The organism is Streptomyces sp. NPDC104581, from assembly GCF_055583685.1.
This window is the reverse complement of record NZ_JBVJNN010000013.1, coordinates 81,866-99,273: the sequence shown is the minus strand read 5'-3', so window position 1 is coordinate 99,273 and position 17,408 is coordinate 81,866. Positions and strand designations below refer to the sequence as shown.

Sequence of the window (17,408 nt, the reverse complement as noted above, 5' to 3'; positions counted from 1 at the left end):
CGGATCACCTCGTGATCCGGGCCGTCGTCAGGTGGCCCGTCCGTCCGCCGCCCCGTGCGATTCCCGCGCCTCGTGCGACGCGTGAGGCGTGAGCGGACCGCGGGGGGACACCGGCAGATCCCTGGCGCGCCCGACGGGCGAGAAGAGCAGGATCAGCGCGGCCAGCGGCACCCCGGCGGTGGTGATCCACATCGCCGTACGGATGCCGAGAGCCGTACCGAGCGCCCCGCCCAGCAGGGCGCCGAGCGGGATCGCGCCGTAGTTGAGGAAGGCCGTGCTGGCCGTGAGGCGGCCGAGCAACTCCGGCGGGCAGTAACGCTGCTGGAAACTCGCCTTGATCACATTGCCCGCCACCACACCCGCCGCGACCAGGAACCCGCCCGTGACGTAGAAGAGCACCCCGGCCCCGCCCACGGTCAGCGGGATGAGCAGGGCGAACACCGCGAGGCCCAGCTCGAAGACCAGCGTCGCCCGTGCCGTGCCCACCCGCGCCGCGACCCGGCGCGCCAGGAAGGCCCCGGCCACACCACCCGTGCCCGCCGCGGCGACGAGCCCGCCGACCGGTCCGGGCTCCAGGCCGACGGTCCGCACCAGGAAGACGACGAGGATCGACTGGTACCCCATCAGGGCCAGGTTGGACGCGGCGCCGAACAGCGTCAGCGTGCGGAGCCAGGGGTCCCGGGCGACCAGCCGCAGGCCCTCGCCGACCTCCGCGGCCATCGCGCCCCGGCGGCGCGGGACGCGCGGCACGCGTGGCTCGCGGTGGCGGATGCGCGACAGACACAGGAGCGAGACGAGGAAGGTCGCCGCGTTGGCGAACATCCCGTTGACCGCGCCCGCCAACTGCGCGATCAGTCCGCCCGATCCGAGGCCGGCGATCTGCGCGGCGGACGCGCTCCCGTGCAGCTTGGCGTTGCCCTCGGGCTGGTCCTCCGGGGCCAGGACGGCGGGGAGGTAGGCGGTGTACGCGGTCTGGAAGAACACGGCGGCCGTGCCCGTCAGCAGCGCCACGCCCACCAGCAGGCCGACACTCAGCAGGCCCGCCCACGCGGCGAGGGGGACGGCGGCGAACAGCACGGTTGAGACCGCGGCGGCGGCCAGCATGACCGGTCTGCGCCGGGTCCGGTCCACCCAGGCGCCGACGGGCAGGCCGATGACCAGCCAGGGCGCCCAGGCCGCCGCGGTCAGCAGACCCACCTCGAACGTGCCCGCGTGCAGGGTGGAGACGGCGATCAGCGGCATGGCGACCCCGGTGACCGACGTGCCGAACTTGCCGGCGGTCTCGCCGAGCCACAGCAGCCGGAAATCGTGGTGACGACGCAGCAGCCCGCCGCGTACCGCGCCCGTCCCGCCCTTCACCGGGCGTCGCTCCCGGTTCCGCGCGCCCTGCGGGGGAAGGACTGGAGCTGTACGACGACGGGCAGCGCCCCGGGGTCCGCCTCCGTCCCCGGGCCGGCGGTGTGACGGGCGACCACCGCCATCAACTCCGCGTTCAACGCGCTCAGTTGATCTGGTGTCAGCCGGAGGTCGTGCCAGTCCGAGACCGTACCGGCGGTGCGCCAGCCGTCGTCCCAGTCCTCGTTCAGATAGTCCGTGACCCGGCTGAAGTACTGGCCCACCAGCTCGTGGAGGTAGACGGACAGCGCACCCCGGGTGCGCGGATCGTCACGGAAGTCGGCGGTGTTCAGCTCGTTCGGCACGCCGGTCCGGCGCCACCAGCGCTCGCGTCTCGTGCCGCGTCCGGTCTCCTCCTCGATGAAACCGTGTTCGGCGAGATGCCGCAGATGCCAGCTGACGGTGCCGGTGTTCTCGCCGAGCCGCTCGGCGAGGACGGTCGCGGTGGCGGGCCCGTCGAGGCTGATCGCTTCGAGGATGCTCATCCGCAGCGGGTGGGCGAGCCCGCGAAGACTGCGGGCGTCGATACGGCGGGTGGGCCGCGCGGCCGGCCGCGGCGGGGTCTCGGGTTCGTGGGACATGGCGGCATCGTATGGTTGCAGAGGTTCCTCTGCATAGAAGTATTTGCAGACAAGTCTCTGCAACATCGGTGTCCGGAGACGGGTGCCTTCGTGGAAGGGTCCCGAACGTGCCGCCGGGTCCGGCCGGGCGGGTCCGGCCGACGGCACCGCGTGTCAGGCCGGTGAGTCCGGTACCGACGCCGGCTCCAGCCGGGACGCGTTGCGGCGTGCCGTACCCCGCGCCCATTCCCCGCTCGTCAGGGCGCCGACCGCCAGCACACAGAACCCGAGCCCGGCGATGATCCACCACGCGGGCCGGCTCGCCTCGGCGAAGCCCGCCGCGTCGATGCCGCCCCGGTGCGTGGCCGCCGAGGCACCCGCGGCCAGTACCGCTCCGATCACCGCGACGCCCAGCGTCTGGCCGATCTGCCGGCTGGTCGACGCGACAGCGGCGGCCACCCCCGCCTGCGCCAGCGGCATCCCGGACACCGCCGTGTTGGTGATCGGGGCGTTCACCAGACCGAAGCCCGCGCCGAACAGCACATATCCGGAGAACAGCAGCGCCGTGTGCGTCTCCGCCTCGAAGACCGCGAACAGCAGCCCGCTCGCCGCGATCGCCGTGCCCGCGAGCACCAGCGGGAGCCGCGGCCCACGCGTACCGACGAGCCGCCCCGACAGCGGCGCGCAGACGAACGCGAGCGCCGCCATCGGCAGCATGTGGAGACCGGCGTCCAGGGCGGAGAGGTTCCTCACGTTCTGGAGATAGAGCGTGTTCATGAACAGGAAGCCGCCGAGGCCGCCGAACGCGCACACGGCGATGACCGTCGCCCCGCTGAACGGCGCGCTGCGGAAGAACCGCAGATCGATCAGCGGCTCGGGGCGCCTCGGCTCGTACAGCACCAGGCCGGTCAGCGCGCACACCGTGACCCCGACGAAGACCAGGATCAGCGGCGACGTCCAGCCGGCCGCCGGCGCCTCGATGATCGCGTACGTCAGCGCCCCGAGGGTGGCCATGACCAGCAGCTGGCCCACGGGGTCGGGGCGGCGCGGCTTCGCGGCGCGCGACTCGGGGACGAACCGCCAGGTCAGCAGGAACGCCGTGATCCCCACCGGCAGATTGATCAGGAAGATCGCGCGCCAGCCGACCGTCTCCACCAGCAGCCCGCCGATCAGCGGCCCGGCCGCCATGGAGATTCCGACGACCCCGCCCCAGACGCCGATCGCGCGGGCCCGCTCACGCGGGTCGGTGAAGGTGTTGGTGATGATCGACATCGCGACCGGGTTGAGCATCGAGCCGCCGACGGCCTGCACCATCCGGAACGCGACGAGCGACTCCAGATTGGGCGCGAGCGAGCACAGCAGCGACCCGAGCGTGAAGACCACCAGCCCCGTCTTGAAGACGCGCCGCCGGCCGACGCGGTCGGCGGTGGAGCCCGCGAGCATCAGCAGTGAGGCGATGACCAGGGTGTAGGCGTCGATGGTCCACTGCATGCCGGCGACCGTGGTGTGCAGCTCCTTCTGCATGGACGGCAGGGCGACGTTGAGAACCGTGTTGTCGAGACTGACGATCAGCAGACTCATGCAGCAGGTCCCCAGGATCACCATCCGCCGGCGCGGGCCGCACTGCGGGGTGGACTCCCTCGACGGCTCCGGCGGGGGCTTGTGCGGGGGAGCTGGCATGGGCCGATCGTATGTCCGGCACTCGGCGGCCCTCCCGCCGCCATGCGCGACAATGGGCGGATGACCGCTCCGCTCGCCCCCGCCCCCGCACCGTCCCGCACGCTCGCCGTCGGCCCCTACCCGGTGCGCCCGCCGGTGGTCCTCGCGCCCATGGCCGGGATCACCAACGCCCCGTTCCGGACGCTGTGCCGGGAGTTCTCGGGCGGCAAGGGGCTGTTCGTCAGCGAGATGATCACCACGCGGGCGCTGGTCGAGCGCAACGAGAAGACGATGCAGCTCATCCGTTTCGACGCGACCGAGACACCGCGCTCGATCCAGCTGTACGGGGTCGACCCGGTGACGGTCGGCAAGGCCGTCCGCATGATCGCGGACGAGGGTCTGGCCGACCACATCGACCTGAACTTCGGCTGCCCCGTCCCCAAGGTCACCCGCAAGGGCGGCGGCTCGGCCCTCCCGTACAAGCGGCCCCTGCTGCGCGCGATCCTGCACGAGGCCGTGTCGAACGCCGGGGACCTGCCGGTCACCATGAAGATGCGCAAGGGCATCGACGACGGCCATCTGACCTATCTGGACGCGGGCCGTATCGCGGTCGACGAGGGTGTGACCGCGATCGCCCTGCACGGCAGGACCGCGGCGCAGCACTACGGCGGTACGGCCGACTGGGAGGCCATCGCCCGCCTGAAGGAGCACGTCCCCGAGATCCCGGTCCTCGGCAACGGCGACATCTGGTCGGCGGACGACGCGCTGCGGATGGTCCGTGAGACCGGCTGCGACGGCGTGGTCGTGGGGCGCGGCTGTCTCGGGCGGCCGTGGATCTTCGGCGATCTGGTCGCGGCCTTCGAGGGGACGGCGGAGCCGGCCCGGCCCGCGCTGCGCGAGGTCGCCGGGGTCATGCGGCGCCATGCGGAGCTGCTGGGGGAGTGGATCGGCGACGAGGCGCGCGGCGTGATCGACTTCCGTAAGCACGTGGCCTGGTACCTGAAGGGCTTCTCGGTCGGTTCCGAGATGCGCAAGAGGCTCGCGATCACCTCGTCGCTGGCCGAACTGGATTCGCTGCTGGGTGAGCTGGACCTCGATCAGCCGTGGCCGGACGGCGCCGACGGGCCGCGGGGCCGGACCTCGGGGAACAACCGGGTGGTCCTGCCGGACGGCTGGCTGAAGGATCCGTACGACTGCGCGGGCATCGCCGCCGACGCGGAGCTCGACACCTCGGGCGGCTGAGGGGCGGGTGACGGCGTGCGTGATTCTCGCCACGTCTGATAGGCGCTTCGCTCAGACGAGCGGATCATGGGCTGCTGCACTTCCGGAAGGGGTGGCACTGGGTGCCACCCCTTCCGTGTTCGAGAGGTGAACTCAGAAGTCGCGATACCGGCTCAGATGAGCGCGTTACGTCATGCAAAGGTCATGCCCGGTTCGGGTCATGAAGGGGACCGTGGGGGCCGGCTCCCCGTCATACGCATTCGATCCAGTGGCGGACGGGTGGTTGCGGCCGTATGACGGACAGGTGGACATGTCCAGGCACCTTCGATCTGGGTATGTTCCTGGCCGTCAGGGCAGTCAGCGTCTCCCGGAGGAGCCGAGATCCGTGTCCGAAAGCAAAGACACCCACGTAGCGACAGACACCGCCCCGCAGGACCAGAAGTTCGTCTATGACTTCACCGAGGGCAACAAGGATCTCAAGGGCCTGCTCGGCGGCAAGGGCGCCAACCTCGCCGAGATGACCAACCTCGGGCTGCCCGTCCCTCCGGGCTTCACCATCACCAGCGAGGCGTGCAAGGTCTACCTCGCCACCGGTACGGAGCCGGCCGCCCTGCGCGCCGAGGTCGGCGCGCATCTCGACGCCCTCGAACGGAAGATGGGCAAGAAGCTCGGCCAGTCCGACGACCCGCTCCTCGTCTCCGTGCGGTCCGGCGCCAAGTTCTCCATGCCCGGGATGATGGACACCGTCCTCAACATCGGACTCTCCGACAAGTCCGTCTCCGGCCTCGCCAAGCAGTCCGGCGACGAGCGCTTCGCCTGGGACTCCTACCGCAGGCTCATCCAGATGTTCGGCAAGACCGTACTCGGCGTCGACGGCGACCTCTTCGAGGAGGCGCTGGAGGAGGCCAAGCGGGCCAAGAAGGCCGCCACCGACATCGACCTCGACGCCGGCGATCTGAAGAAGCTGGTCAAGCAGTTCAAGAAGATCGTCTCGCGCGACGCGGGCCGCGACTTCCCGCAGGACCCGCGCGAGCAGATGGACCTCGCCATCCGCTCCGTCTTCGAGTCCTGGAACACCGACCGCGCCAAGCTCTACCGCCGCCAGGAGCGCATCCCCGGCGACCTCGGCACCGCCGTCAACATCTGCTCCATGGTCTTCGGCAACCTCGGCCCGGACTCCGGCACCGGCGTCGCCTTCACCCGCGACCCCGCCAGCGGCCACCAGGGCGTGTACGGCGATTACCTCCAGAACGCGCAGGGCGAGGACGTCGTCGCCGGTATCCGCAACACCGTGCCGCTCGCAGACCTGGAGACCATCGACAAGCGGTCGTACGACCGGCTGATGCAGATCATGGAGACCCTGGAGACGCACTACCGGGACCTCTGCGACATCGAATTCACCATCGAGCGCGGTGAGTTGTGGATGCTCCAGACCCGCGTCGGCAAGCGCACCGCGGGCGCCGCCTTCCGTATCGCGACCCAGCTCGTCGACCAGGGCCTGATCGACGAGGCGGAGGCGCTCCAGCGCGTCAACGGGTCCCAGCTCGCACAGCTGATGTTCCCGCGCTTCGACGACGGCGCGCGAGCCGAGCTGCTCGGGCGCGGTATCGCCGCGTCACCCGGCGCCGCCGTCGGCAAGGCCGTCTTCGACTCGTACACCGCCGTCAAGTGGTCGCGCTCCGGCGAGCGGGTCATCCTCATCCGGCGTGAGACCAACCCCGACGACCTGGACGGCATGCTCGCCGCCGAGGGCATCCTCACCTCGCGCGGCGGCAAGACCTCGCACGCGGCCGTCGTCGCCCGCGGCATGGGCAAGACCTGTGTCTGCGGCGCCGAGGAGCTGGAGGTCGACACCAAGCGGCGCCGGATGACCGTCGGCAGGACCGTCGTCGAGGAGGGCGACATCGTCTCCGTCGACGGCTCGACCGGCAAGGTCTACCTCGGCGAGGTGCCGGTCGTCCCCTCGCCGGTGGTCGAGTACTTCGAGGGCCGTATGCACGCCGGCGCCGACGACGCCGACGAACTGGTCGAGGCCGTGCACCGGATGATGGCCTACGCCGACCGGCGCCGCCGGCTGCGGGTGCGCGCCAACGCCGACAACGCCGAGGACGCGCTGCGGGCGCGCCGCTTCGGCGCGCAGGGCATCGGACTGTGCCGCACCGAGCACATGTTCCTCGGCGAACGCCGGGCCATGGTCGAGAAGCTGATCCTCGCCGACACCGACGACGAGCGCGAGCAGGCGCTGAAGACCCTGCTGCCGTACCAGAAGAAGGACTTCGTCGAGCTGTTCGAGGCGATGGACGGACTGCCCGTCACCGTACGGCTGCTGGACCCGCCTCTGCACGAATTCCTGCCCGACATCACGGAGTTGTCGGTCCGAGTCGCGCTCGCCGAGTCCCGCAAGGACCACAACGAGAACGATCTGCGGCTGCTCCAGGCCGTGCACAAACTGCACGAGCAGAACCCGATGCTGGGACTGCGCGGCGTACGGCTCGGCCTGGTCATCCCCGGACTCTTCGCGATGCAGGTACGGGCGATCGCCGAGGCCGCGGCCGAGCGCAAGCACGCCAAGGGCGACCCGCGGGCCGAGATCATGATCCCGCTCGTCGGCACCGTCCAGGAGCTGGAGATCGTCCGCGACGAGGCCGAGCAGGTCATCGCGGAGGTCAGGAAGTCCACCGGGATCGACCTCAGGCTGTCGCTCGGCACGATGATCGAACTGCCGCGTGCCGCGCTGACGGCCGGTCAGATCGCGGAGGCCGCCGAGTTCTTCTCCTTCGGCACGAACGACCTCACCCAGACCGTGTGGGGCTTCTCCCGCGACGACGTCGAGGCCAGCTTCTTCACCGCGTACCTGGAGAAGGGCATCTTCGGGGTGTCCCCGTTCGAGACGATCGACACGGACGGCGTCGGCGAACTCGTGCGCGGCGCGTGCGAGGCCGGCCGCAGGACCCGGCCGGACCTGAAGCTGGGCATCTGCGGCGAGCACGGCGGCGACCCCGAGTCGGTGCACTTCTTCCACCGGGTGGGGCTGGACTACGTGTCCTGCTCGCCGTTCCGGATCCCGGTGGCCCGTCTGGAGGCCGGGCGGGCGGCGGCGCAGCCGGACAGCCGCGGCGACACCCGCTGAACCGGGCGCACACCGGGGTGCGGGCGGCGGATCGCGGCGGCGACGCCGGGCCCCACACGCCGGCCCCTCCGGGCGCCGCCCTTCCCGGCGGCGGCGCCCAGGGGAGCCGGGCGGACCGGCCCTGTGCGCGGACAGATCCTAGGTGCGGAACGGCCCCGTCACCTCGTAGGTGATGCCGCCCGACGAACTGCCGCTCGTACCGCGCTGGCTGGAGAAGTACAGCCGCGATCCGTCGGGCGAGAAGGCCGGACCGGTGATCTCCGAGCCCGACTGGCCGCCGATACGGAGGAACGGCGCGACGACGTCATCGGGGGTGATCAGGCAGATCTCCATGTTCCCGCCGTCCTCGGCGACGAACAGATCGCCGGAAGCGGACCCCGTGACGTTGTCGACTCCCGTCAGCGGGGCACCGCCACCGCCGACGAGCGAGTCGTCGTACGCCAACTCGTAGGTGGACGCGGCCGGATCGACCCGCCAGACCCGGTTGTCGCCCTTCGTGGTGAACCACACCGAGCCGTCGGCGTAGTAGCAGCCCTCGCCGCCGTCGAACCGCTTGGCGCCCGAGACCTGGTCACGGGTCCGGGTCGGCGAGCCGTCCGGGTCGGGCACCCTCGCCCAGGTGAAGGAGCCCGAGGTGGCGGTGCCGGCCCGCAGCACCTCAAGGGTGCCGGCGGACAGATCGCCCCAGGTGGTGGGTGTGAACCGGTAGAAGCACCCGTTCGTCTCGTCCTCGGTCAGATAGATCGTCCTGCGGACCGGGTCGGCCGCCGCGGCCTCGTGCTTGAACATCCCCATCGCGTCGCGCCGTACCGCGGCCTCGACGCCCCACGGATCGGTCTCGTACACATACCCGCGGGTCACCTCCTCGCAGGACAGCCAGGTGTTCCAGGGGGTGCTGCCGCCCGCGCAGTTCTGCCGGGTGCCGGAGAGGATCCGGTACGCGCCGGTGATCGCGCCCGCCGGGGAGAAGCGGATCGCGCCCGCGCCGCCGGACGGGTTGATCTCCGAGTTGGAGACGTAGATCCAGCCACCGCCGTCGGCGTAACAGGCACCGCCGTCCGGGGCGTTGTGCCAGGTGTACGACGTGCCGGGCACGCTCTGCCCGGACCGGGCGACGACCCTGCTGGTGAATCCGGCGGGCAGCCGGATGTTGTTGCCGTCGGCGTTGCCGAGTGCTCCGTACGGTCCCGCGCCGGGCTGCGCGGGGTCGGCGTGGGCCGCTCCGCGCCAGAGAGTGCCGCCGAGCGCGGCGGCTGAGCCGGTGACGATCGCTCCACGCAGAAAGTTGCGACGTTCCACTGGGCCGCTCCATGGGGGTGGGGTGGATGTGCGGTCGCGTGCAGCGAGAAACATAGGGCGCCTCGATGGCCGCCGGCTGAACACGGAGGTGACTGCCGATGAGTTCTGGCCCCGGCGGCCGGTGCGGGGCGCTCAGGCCGCGAGACGCGAGGGGTAGACCGTCACCGTCACCGCGTCGTCGTCCAGACAGCGCCCGGTCTCCAGGTCGAAACGCTGCTTCAGCAGGGGCGACGCCACGAAGGCGCGGCCGTCCGAGGTGCCCGTCAGGCCGCGCGAGAGCACCTGGGCGCCGGTGTACGGGTCCCGGTTGTCGATCGCGTACGTACGCCCCGCCCGGTCCATGAAGAGCGCGGCCTGACGGCCGTCCGGCAGCAGCGCCGCCACGCCCCGGCCCGCGATGAGCGCGGACCGTGCGCAGACCGGCAACCAGTCCCCGCCGACACGGAGTTGGAGCGTCACCCCCGCGTGATGGACCGTCAGTTCCGGCGCGCTCATGGGGATCGTCGTGCTCATCGGGCCGTCACGCCTTCCAGGGTCAGGAATGTCAGGTCCGGCTTCATCTGGTCGCGCTCGGGGACGAACCGCACCGTCGGATCCGGCGCGTCCGGCGCGTTCACGAAGGAGACGAAGCGCCGCAGCCGTTCCGGGTCGTCCAGCGTCTCGGCCCACTCGTCGCGGTAGCCGGCGACATGGTCGGCCATCAGCTTCTCCAGCTCCCCGCACAGACCGAGCGAATCGTGCACGACCACGTCCCGCACATGGTCGAGGCCGCCCTCGATCCGGCCCAGCCACGCGGAGGTGCGCTCCAGCCGGTCGGCGGTGCGGATGTAGAACATCAGGAAGCGGTCGATCAGCCGCACCAGCGACTCGTCGTCCAGATCGCGCGCCAGCAGGTCGGCGTGGCGCGGCTCGGCGCCGCCGTTGCCACCGACGTACAGATTCCAGCCCTCCGCCGTCGCGATGATCCCGAAGTCCTTGCCGCGCGCCTCGGCGCACTCCCGGGCGCACCCCGAGACCGCCGACTTGAGCTTGTGCGGCGCGCGCAGTCCCCGGTAGCGCAGCTCCAGATCGATGGCCATCCGCACCGAGTCCTGCACCCCGTACCGGCACCAGGTCTGTCCCACGCATGACTTCACCGTCCGCAGCGCCTTCCCGTACGCGTGCCCCGACTCGAAGCCCGCCTCAACCAACCGCGCCCAGATCCGGGGCAGTTGATCGACGCGCGCCCCGAAGAGGTCGATGCGCTGGCCGCCGGTGATCTTCGTGTAGAGCCCGAAGTCCCGTGCCACCTCGCCGATCACGATCAGCTTCTCCGGCGTGATCTCGCCCCCGGGGATGCGCGGCACGATCGAGTACGAGCCGTTGCGCTGCAAGTTGGCCAGGAAGTGGTCGTTGGTGTCCTGGAGCGCGGCCTGTTCGCCGTCCAGGACATGGCCGCTCAGCCCCAGCGTCGGGGCGAGGGAGGCGATGATCGAGGCGACGGTCGGTTTGCAGACCTCGCACCCGTCACCGCCGCGCATGCCCTCGCGGCCGTGCGAGTCCAGCAGCGAGGCGTACGACGTCACCCGCAGGGTCCGCACGATCTCGTACAGCTCGCCGCGCGTGTGCCTGAAGCAGCCGCAGAGCCCGCTGTCACCGGACGCGGGCAGCAGCTGGCCGATCACCTTCACACAACTGCCGCAGCCGGTACCGGCCTTGGTGCACTTCTTCACCTCCGGCAGCGTCGCGCACGCGGTGATCGCGCCCTTCGTCACGTGGTGACAGCTGCAGATCACCGCGCCGTCCGGCAGCGAGCCCGGACCGAGCGCCGCCGGCGCCCCCACCCCGGGCGGCAGGACGAGCTGTTCCGGCGGTACGGGCGGCACGGAACCGGTCAGCGGACGCAGCATCCCGTAGGCGTCGGCGTCACCGACCAGCACGCCCCCGAGCAGGGCGCCGTCCGAGCCGACGACGACCTTCTTGTAGACGCCCGAGCGGGAGTCGGCGTAGACGACGTCGAGACAGCCGGGAGCGGCCCCGTGCGCGTCGCCGAAGGACGCGACGTCCACCCCGAGCAGTTTGAGCTTCGTGGACAGGTCGGCCCCGGTGAACTCGGTCGCGTTCTCGGTGACTTCGGCGATCGCGTCCGCCGCCGTCCGCGCCATCTCGTAGCCCGGCGCCACCAGTCCGTACACCCGCCCGTCCGCAGCGAGCGCGCACTCGCCGATCGCGAAGATCCGCGGATCCGACGTACGGCACCGCTCGTCCACCGCGATGCCGCCGCGTTCGCCGATCCGCAGCCCGGCGTCGCGCGCGAGCCGGTCCCGGGGCCGTACGCCCGCCGAGAAGACGACGAGACCGGTCGCGAGGACCGAACCGTCCGACAGCGTCATGCCGTTGACGGCGCCGTCCGCGTCCGTGGTCACCTCCCGCGTACCGACGCCGGTGTGGACCGTCAGCCCCAAGCCCTCGACGGTGCGCAGCAGCGCCGACCCTCCGCCGTCGTCCACCTGGACGGGCATCAGACGGGGCGCGAACTCCACGACGTGGGTGTCGAGTCCCAGTCCCCGCAAGGCGCCCGCCGCCTCCAGGCCGAGCAGCCCGCCGCCCACGACGGTGCCGGTGCGGGCGGTCTTCGCGTACTCCTCGATCGCCAGCAGGTCCTCGATGGTGCGGTAGACGAAGCAGCCGGTGGCGTCCTTGCCCGGCACGGGCGGTACGAACGGGTACGACCCGGTGGCCAGCACCAGCGTGTCGTACGTGAAGGTCAGCCCGGCGCGCGAGGTGACCGTGCGCGCCGTCCGGTCGATGCTCTCGGCCGGGTCGTCCAGACGCAGCTCGATGCCGTGCCGTTCCATGAAGTCCGGTTCGGCCAGGGTGAGTTCGTCCGGGGTGCGGCCGTCGAAATACGAGCTGAGCCGTACCCGGTCGTAGGCGGGGCGCGGCTCCTCGCAGAGCACCACGACCCGGGCCCGACCGGTGGTGCCGTGCTCGGCGAGGGCCTCCAGGAACCGCTGGCCGACCATGCCGTGGCCGACGACCACGATGGTGGGGAGGGACGTTGTGTCGGGCATCTCAGCAGCCTCCGTCGGGGGTGAGCAGGTGGAGCAGCGCAGTGGTGGGCGGCAGCGGCTCGTCGTCCTCCCAGGTGCGGGCGAGCGCGCCGACCGTGGTGAGGTCGCCGAGGAGCAGGCCGCCGACGAGCCGGTCGCCCCGGACGACGACCTTGCGGTAGGCGCCACGCGTGGCGTCGGTCAGCTGGACGACGTCGTCACCCGGCAGGGGTGTGGTCTCCCCGAACGCGGCGAGGTCGAGCGGGAGCCGGAGTGCCGGGGCGCCCAGGGTGAGGCGGGTGACGGAGCGGGTGCCGGTGTAGCGGGCCGAGGGCGCCGTGGTGAGCAACCGGGCCAGGGTGTCGGCCTGTTCGATGGCGACACCGGCGAGACCGTAGAGCCGGTCGCCGTGTTCCGCGCAGTCCCCGATGGCGTGGATGTACGGGTCCGACGTCCGCAGCTCGTCGTCCACGACGATGCCGCGCCGGACGTCGAGTCCGGCGTCGCGGGCGAGGCGGGCGCGGGGGCGTACGCCGCAGGCCAGGACGGTGAGTTCGGCGTCGAGCCGGAAGCCGTCGGCGAGCTCGACGGCCGCCAGTCGGCCGGCTCCGGGTCCGGACCCGGCTCTGGACCCGGCTCCGGAGCCGGAATCGGGAGCCGGGCCGGTGCCGGCTCCCGGCGCGTCGTCGTCGGCGAGTACGAGGCCCCGCACCCGGCACTCCGTGTGGACCTCCACCCCCCAGGACTCCAGCCGCTGTCTGAGCAACAGCGACCCCGTGCGGTCGAGTTGACGATCCATCAGGTACTCGCCCTGCTGCGCGAGCACCACCCGCGCGCCGCGCTCCGCGAGGGCGTGGGCGGCCGACACCCCGAGGAGCCCCCCGCCGATGACGACGGCGCGCGTGCCCGGCCGTACCGCCGCCGACAGCGCCAGACAGTCGTCCAGGGTCCGGAAGGAGTGCACCCCGGCGGGCAGACCGCCCCGCTCGTGCTGCCGGAGCCCACGCAGGGCCGGCAGCACGGGGTTCGAGCCGGTCGCGAGGACCAGCCGGTCGTAGGGGACGACGCTGCCGTCGTCGCACCGCACCAGCCGCTCGGCGCGGTCGATCCGCACCGCCCGGACACCGCGCCGTACGGTGCCGGGCGCCGGTGGCGAGGCGATGACGTCGGGGCCGTACCGCCCGGCGAGCACTTCGCCGAGCAGGACCCGGTTGTACGGGGCGTGCGGCTCCTCGCCGAGCAGGGTGACCGCCGTCGCGGGGCCGGCCGCGGACGCGTCGGCGGAGGCGTCGGCGGAGGTGGCGGCGGCGAGGCGCTGGGCCAGCCGCACCCCGGCCGTGCCCCCGCCGATCACCACGATCTCCGTCGCCCTGCCGTCAGCTGCCATGCCCGCAGCGTGCGCGGCCGGTGTTACCCGGCGGCACCACCACTGTTTCCCGCGCGGAACGCTGCCCTCAGCGCGCGCCGGTACGGGGTGTGAGGCCGCGTCGGAGCTGGTCGGGAGCGTCCGGTGCGCGGGTGCGCGGTGGCGTGTGCCACCTCACCCCGCATCCGTGTCATGGCCAACCAGTCGTCCCATAGGCTCGCGATCATGCCCGAGATATCCCTGACCATGATCGTCGTCCTCTGCCTCGCGGCAGCCGCCGCCGGCTGGATCGACGCCGTGGTGGGCGGGGGCGGGCTGCTGCTCCTGCCCGCGCTGCTGCTCGGTCTGCCGAACGTCCCGGCTGCGCACGTGCTCGGTACGAACAAGGCCGTGGCGATCGTCGGCACCACCGGCGCCGCCGTGACCTATGTGCGCAAGGCGCCGGTGGACGTCAAGAGCGCCGTACGGATCGGGCTGACGGCGCTCGCGGGGTCGATGGCCGGGGCCTTCTTCGCCGCGGGGATCAGCAGCGACGTCCTGCGCCCCGTGATCATGGTGGTACTCCTCGGCGTCGCCGCCTTCGTGATGCTGCGGCCGGCGTTCGGCAGGGCGCAGGCGGGCGGCCCGGCCTCCCGCGGACGGCACATCACGGCGATCGTGCTCGTCGGCGGCGGTATCGGCTTCTACGACGGGCTGTTCGGTCCCGGTACCGGCACGTTCCTCGTACTGGCGCTGACCGCCGTACTGCATCTGGATCTGGTGACGGCGTCGGCCACCGCGAAGATCGTCAACGTCTGCACCAACGGCGGGGCGCTCGCGATGTTCGCCTACCAGGGCACCGTGCTGTGGCAACTGGCCGCGCTGATGGCGGTGTTCAATCTGGCGGGCGGCATGTTCGGCGCGCGGATGGCGCTCAGGAAGGGCAGCGAGTTCGTCCGCGGGGTGCTGCTCGTCGTGGTGTTCTCACTGGTCGCGAAGCTCGCCTTCGACCAGTGGACGGCCTGACCGCGGACAGCGGCCCGGACCACCCCCGTCCCGCCCCGGCCCGGGGCGCCTTGGTCCGTCCCGACCCGTCCCGGGGTGGCTCAGCGGACGCCGATGAGATGCGCGTACGTCACGACGTTGCCCTGGTAGCCGGACTTCTCGGAGAATCCGCCGCCGCAGGTGATCACCCGCAGTTCGGCCCGGTCCCGCTGCCCGTAGACCTTCCGGTCGGGGAAGTCGGCGTTGGCGTAGACCTCGACGGCGTCGACGGTGAACACGGCGGTCCGCCCGTCCTCGCGGGTGACCTCGATCCGCTGCCCCTTCTCCAGGGTGCCCAGGCTGTAGAAGACGGCCGGGCCGCGCGCGTTGTCCACATGGCCCGCGACGATCGCGGTGCCCTCGGCGCCCGGGGTGGTGCCGTCCTTGTACCAGCCCGCGACTTCGCCGTCCTCCGGTGGCGGGACGTCGAGGCTGCCGTCCTTCGCCAGGCCCAGCCGGGTCACCGGCGCGTCGACGCCGATCTCCGGAATCCGCAGCCGTACGGGGCGTGAGGCGGGCATCGGGTCGGCGGCGGCGTCCGTGTGGAAGCCGGGCCCGGCGGCGAACGCCTGTGCGGCCGACGGGATCGGCGGCGTGACGGTCTGCGATCCGCTCTGTACGAGCCACACGCCGACGCACGCGGCGCCGGCCACCAGCCACACCCTGCCCTTGCCGGTCATCGGTCGCTCCGCGCGGTCATGGGTCCTCCGGAAGTTGTTCCCCCGCCCCCGTCGGCGATGAGCACGACGGGGGCGGGGGCCACGGCGGTACGGGGGCGGTGGAGGCCGCCGGGGTCCGTCCGAGGGACGGGCCCCGCCCCGTCAGCTGTCCTGCGCGCCGCTCGCCCGACGGCGCAGGAGCCAGGTCCCGCCGACGGCGGCGGCGGCCAGAACGGCCGCCCCCGCCGCGATCCGGGTGGTGTCGGGTCCGACGCTGCCGCCGACCCCCGTCCGTACATGGCCGGACGGCTGGTGTTCGCGACGGTGCTCGACCGTCACGTCGCCGCGGGCCTCCCGGCCGTTCGCGCAGCGCACGAAGACGGCGTAGGTGCCCGCCCGGGTGTGCTCGGGCACCTCGAACCGGCCGACGACGAAGTGCTTGTAGTCACCGGGCCGCAGAGGGAACTCGCCCGCGCCCAGGGAACTGGCGTCACCCCTGCCGTGCCCGTCCTTGCCGCACGCGGTGGTGTTGACCGTGACGGTCGCGCCGGGTGCGGCGGTCGAGGGGTACAGCTCCAGCTCACCCCGGTCGCCCGCGAACGCGGCGGCGGGGGCGGTGAGCGACCATCCGAGCGAGGCGGCCGCCAGCGCGGTGCCGGTCAGCAGGCGGGCGGTGGTGCGCATGGTTCTCCTCCGTGGCGGCGCGGTTCTCGTCCCTTCCGAGATAAGGCGCAGCCCGGCGCGCACGCCTGCTGATGGAGAATCAGATTGATCGGTTCGTCACGGCGTGTCCCGCTTGCCGTTTGATGTTCCCGCAGGTCAGTCGCGTGTGACCGAGCATGTGACACGCCGGGCGACGCGTCGTGCCGAACGGGTGAGCCCCGGTCAGTCCTCGATCAGCCTGCGAGGGCCGGGGCCGTGTGCGGCCAGTTCGTCGCCGGGGTTGGACAGGGCGCAGCGGTCCAGCGAGAGGCAGCCGCAGCCGATGCAGTCGGCGAGGTTGTCGCGCAGCCGCTGGAGGGTGCGGATCCGGGTGCTCAGATCGTCGTGCCAGCGCTCGGAGATCCGCGCCCAGTCCTCCCGGGTGGGCGTACGGTCCTGCGGCAGCAGCTCCAGCACGTCGCGGATCAGGGCGAGCGGGATGCCGAGGCGCTGCGAGGTGCGGATGAAGGCGACCCGCCGCAGCGTGTCACGGGTGTAGCGCCGCTGGTTGCCCGAGGTGCGGCGGCTGGTGATCAGTCCCTCGCGTTCGTAGAAGCGCAGTGCGGAGGGGGCGACACCACTGCGTTCGGCCAGTTCGCCGACCGTGGCTTCCTTGGCGTTCCAGGCGAGTTGCGTCATGCGGGTCAGCGTAGCTTGACCTGAACCATGGTTTAAGTATCACGCTCGTCCCCATGGACAACCACACGTGATTCAGCCGCCGAGACGAGCCGCCGGACGGCTCGGATCCCAGCTCCCCAGGCGCCCCTTGAAGGCTCACCGTCATCACGGCCGGCAACCGGGAGGGCCGGTTCGGCCCGGTCGTCTCCGGCTGATTCGTCCCCCACGCCACCGGGCGTGCCGATTTCACCGTCGACCTGACCGACCTCGCCGACACCGATCTGCCGACCGCGCTCTCCTTCAGCCCGCCCGTCCCGGTCCGCGGGCAGCTGGGCAAGGTCACCCACCGGCCGGCCGACGCCGACGCGTTCGTGATCGTCACCCCCGAGTACCACCGCTCCTGTCCCGCGTCCCTGAAGGTCCTGATCGACTGGCACTTCGACGAGTGGCGGGCCAAGCCCATCGGCTTCGTCTCCTACGGAGGTGTCTCCGGTGGCCTGCGCGCCGTCGGGCATCGGCGCCAGGTCTTCGCCGAACTGCACGCCGTCGCCGTGCGCGACACCGTCTCCTTCCACAACGCCGGCGCGCTCTTCGACGACCGGGGCCGGCACCGGGACCCGTCCGGCGCGGGCGCCGCCGCCACCGCGATGCTCGACCAGCTCGCCCGGTGGGGCCTGGCGCCGCGGGACGCCAAATCCGCCCGCGCCTACGCCGGTTGACCGAGCCGGGTCATATCGTGGGACG

General features: G+C 71.9%; 14 protein-coding genes. 4 read left to right on the top strand and 10 right to left on the bottom strand.

The window, feature by feature from the left end:
• Positions 1-27 precede the first annotated feature (27 nt).
• The 3 genes from ACZ61E_RS13620 to ACZ61E_RS13610 form a co-directional block, all read right to left on the bottom strand.
• Entirely contained in the window at positions 28-1,359 is a 1,332-nt protein-coding gene (locus tag ACZ61E_RS13620) for an MFS transporter (protein WP_469699813.1), read from the bottom strand.
• Complete coding sequence (locus tag ACZ61E_RS13615; RefSeq protein WP_469699812.1) at positions 1,356-1,976, bottom strand: winged helix-turn-helix domain-containing protein; 621 nt, start codon at positions 1,974-1,976, stop codon at positions 1,356-1,358. Before ACZ61E_RS13615 ends, ACZ61E_RS13620 begins: the two co-directional genes overlap by 4 nt.
• A 153-nt stretch (positions 1,977-2,129) precedes the next feature.
• Complete coding sequence (locus ACZ61E_RS13610) at positions 2,130-3,635, bottom strand: MFS transporter (RefSeq protein ID WP_469699811.1); 1,506 nt, start codon at positions 3,633-3,635, stop codon at positions 2,130-2,132.
• A gap of 42 nt (positions 3,636-3,677) precedes the next feature.
• On the opposite strand from ACZ61E_RS13610, the gene dusB reads away from it, so the two are divergent.
• Positions 3,678-4,856: a tRNA dihydrouridine synthase DusB gene (gene dusB, locus ACZ61E_RS13605; RefSeq protein ID WP_469699810.1), complete on the top strand. Its 1,179-nt coding sequence runs from the start codon at positions 3,678-3,680 to the stop codon at positions 4,854-4,856.
• Positions 4,857-5,220: 364 nt separating this feature from the next.
• Positions 5,221-7,965, top strand: a complete 2,745-nt coding sequence (gene ppdK, locus ACZ61E_RS13600; RefSeq protein WP_469699809.1) for a pyruvate, phosphate dikinase — start codon at positions 5,221-5,223, stop codon at positions 7,963-7,965.
• 138 nt (positions 7,966-8,103) lie between these two features.
• Here ppdK and ACZ61E_RS13595 read toward each other — a convergent pair whose 3' ends face one another.
• The 4 genes from ACZ61E_RS13595 to ACZ61E_RS13580 form a co-directional block, all read right to left on the bottom strand.
• Positions 8,104-9,264 carry an alkaline phosphatase PhoX gene (locus tag ACZ61E_RS13595; protein WP_469699808.1) on the bottom strand — a complete coding sequence of 387 codons (1,161 nt, stop codon included), beginning with the start codon at positions 9,262-9,264 and terminating at the stop codon, positions 8,104-8,106.
• Positions 9,265-9,396: 132 nt separating this feature from the next.
• Entirely contained in the window at positions 9,397-9,759 is a 363-nt protein-coding gene (gene nirD, locus ACZ61E_RS13590; protein ID WP_469699869.1) for a nitrite reductase small subunit NirD, read from the bottom strand.
• A 14-nt stretch (positions 9,760-9,773) separates the two neighbouring features.
• Positions 9,774-12,317: a nitrite reductase large subunit NirB gene (gene nirB, locus ACZ61E_RS13585; protein ID WP_469699807.1), complete on the bottom strand. Its 2,544-nt coding sequence runs from the start codon at positions 12,315-12,317 to the stop codon at positions 9,774-9,776.
• Between the two features lies 1 nt (position 12,318).
• On the bottom strand, positions 12,319-13,683 hold the full coding sequence (locus ACZ61E_RS13580) for an NAD(P)/FAD-dependent oxidoreductase (protein WP_469699806.1): 1,365 nt from the start codon (positions 13,681-13,683) through the stop codon (positions 12,319-12,321).
• Between the two features lie 204 nt (positions 13,684-13,887).
• Here ACZ61E_RS13580 and ACZ61E_RS13575 point away from each other — a divergent pair, with 204 nt between their 5' ends.
• Positions 13,888-14,667, top strand: coding sequence for a sulfite exporter TauE/SafE family protein (locus ACZ61E_RS13575; RefSeq protein ID WP_469699805.1), 780 nt, complete (start codon positions 13,888-13,890; stop codon positions 14,665-14,667).
• Positions 14,668-14,747: 80 nt separating this feature from the next.
• Here the strand turns inward: ACZ61E_RS13575 and ACZ61E_RS13570 are convergent, their stop codons facing one another.
• The 3 genes from ACZ61E_RS13570 to soxR form a co-directional block, all read right to left on the bottom strand.
• Positions 14,748-15,365, bottom strand: a complete 618-nt coding sequence (locus ACZ61E_RS13570; protein ID WP_469699804.1) for a class F sortase — start codon at positions 15,363-15,365, stop codon at positions 14,748-14,750.
• A 141-nt stretch (positions 15,366-15,506) separates the two neighbouring features.
• Positions 15,507-16,028: a hypothetical protein gene (locus ACZ61E_RS13565; protein WP_469699803.1), complete on the bottom strand. Its 522-nt coding sequence runs from the start codon at positions 16,026-16,028 to the stop codon at positions 15,507-15,509.
• A 201-nt stretch (positions 16,029-16,229) separates the two neighbouring features.
• On the bottom strand, positions 16,230-16,685 hold the full coding sequence (soxR, locus tag ACZ61E_RS13560) for a redox-sensitive transcriptional activator SoxR (protein ID WP_469699802.1): 456 nt from the start codon (positions 16,683-16,685) through the stop codon (positions 16,230-16,232).
• Positions 16,686-16,921: 236 nt separating this feature from the next.
• Between soxR and ACZ61E_RS13555 the strand changes: the two genes are divergently transcribed.
• On the top strand, positions 16,922-17,383 hold the full coding sequence (locus ACZ61E_RS13555) for an NADPH-dependent FMN reductase (RefSeq protein ID WP_469699868.1): 462 nt from the start codon (positions 16,922-16,924) through the stop codon (positions 17,381-17,383).
• Positions 17,384-17,408 lie beyond the last annotated feature (25 nt).

What these genes read in the sequence shown, in the direction of transcription:
- ACZ61E_RS13615 (WP_469699812.1), bottom strand. Translation starts at nt 1,976, where the DNA reads ATGTCCCACGAACCCGAGACCCCGCCGCGGCCGGCCGCGCGGCCCACC.
- ACZ61E_RS13610 (WP_469699811.1), bottom strand. Translation starts at nt 3,635, where the DNA reads ATGCCAGCTCCCCCGCACAAGCCCCCGCCGGAGCCGTCGAGGGAGTCC.
- dusB (WP_469699810.1), top strand. Translation starts at nt 3,678, where the DNA reads ATGCGCGACAATGGGCGGATGACCGCTCCGCTCGCCCCCGCCCCCGCA.
- nirD (WP_469699869.1), bottom strand. Translation starts at nt 9,759, where the DNA reads ATGAGCGCGCCGGAACTGACGGTCCATCACGCGGGGGTGACGCTCCAA.
- nirB (WP_469699807.1), bottom strand. Translation starts at nt 12,317, where the DNA reads ATGCCCGACACAACGTCCCTCCCCACCATCGTGGTCGTCGGCCACGGC.
- ACZ61E_RS13580 (WP_469699806.1), bottom strand. Translation starts at nt 13,683, where the DNA reads ATGGCAGCTGACGGCAGGGCGACGGAGATCGTGGTGATCGGCGGGGGC.
- ACZ61E_RS13575 (WP_469699805.1), top strand. Translation starts at nt 13,888, where the DNA reads ATGCCCGAGATATCCCTGACCATGATCGTCGTCCTCTGCCTCGCGGCA.
- ACZ61E_RS13570 (WP_469699804.1), bottom strand. Translation starts at nt 15,365, where the DNA reads ATGACCGGCAAGGGCAGGGTGTGGCTGGTGGCCGGCGCCGCGTGCGTC.
- ACZ61E_RS13565 (WP_469699803.1), bottom strand. Translation starts at nt 16,028, where the DNA reads ATGCGCACCACCGCCCGCCTGCTGACCGGCACCGCGCTGGCGGCCGCC.
- soxR (WP_469699802.1), bottom strand. Translation starts at nt 16,685, where the DNA reads ATGACGCAACTCGCCTGGAACGCCAAGGAAGCCACGGTCGGCGAACTG.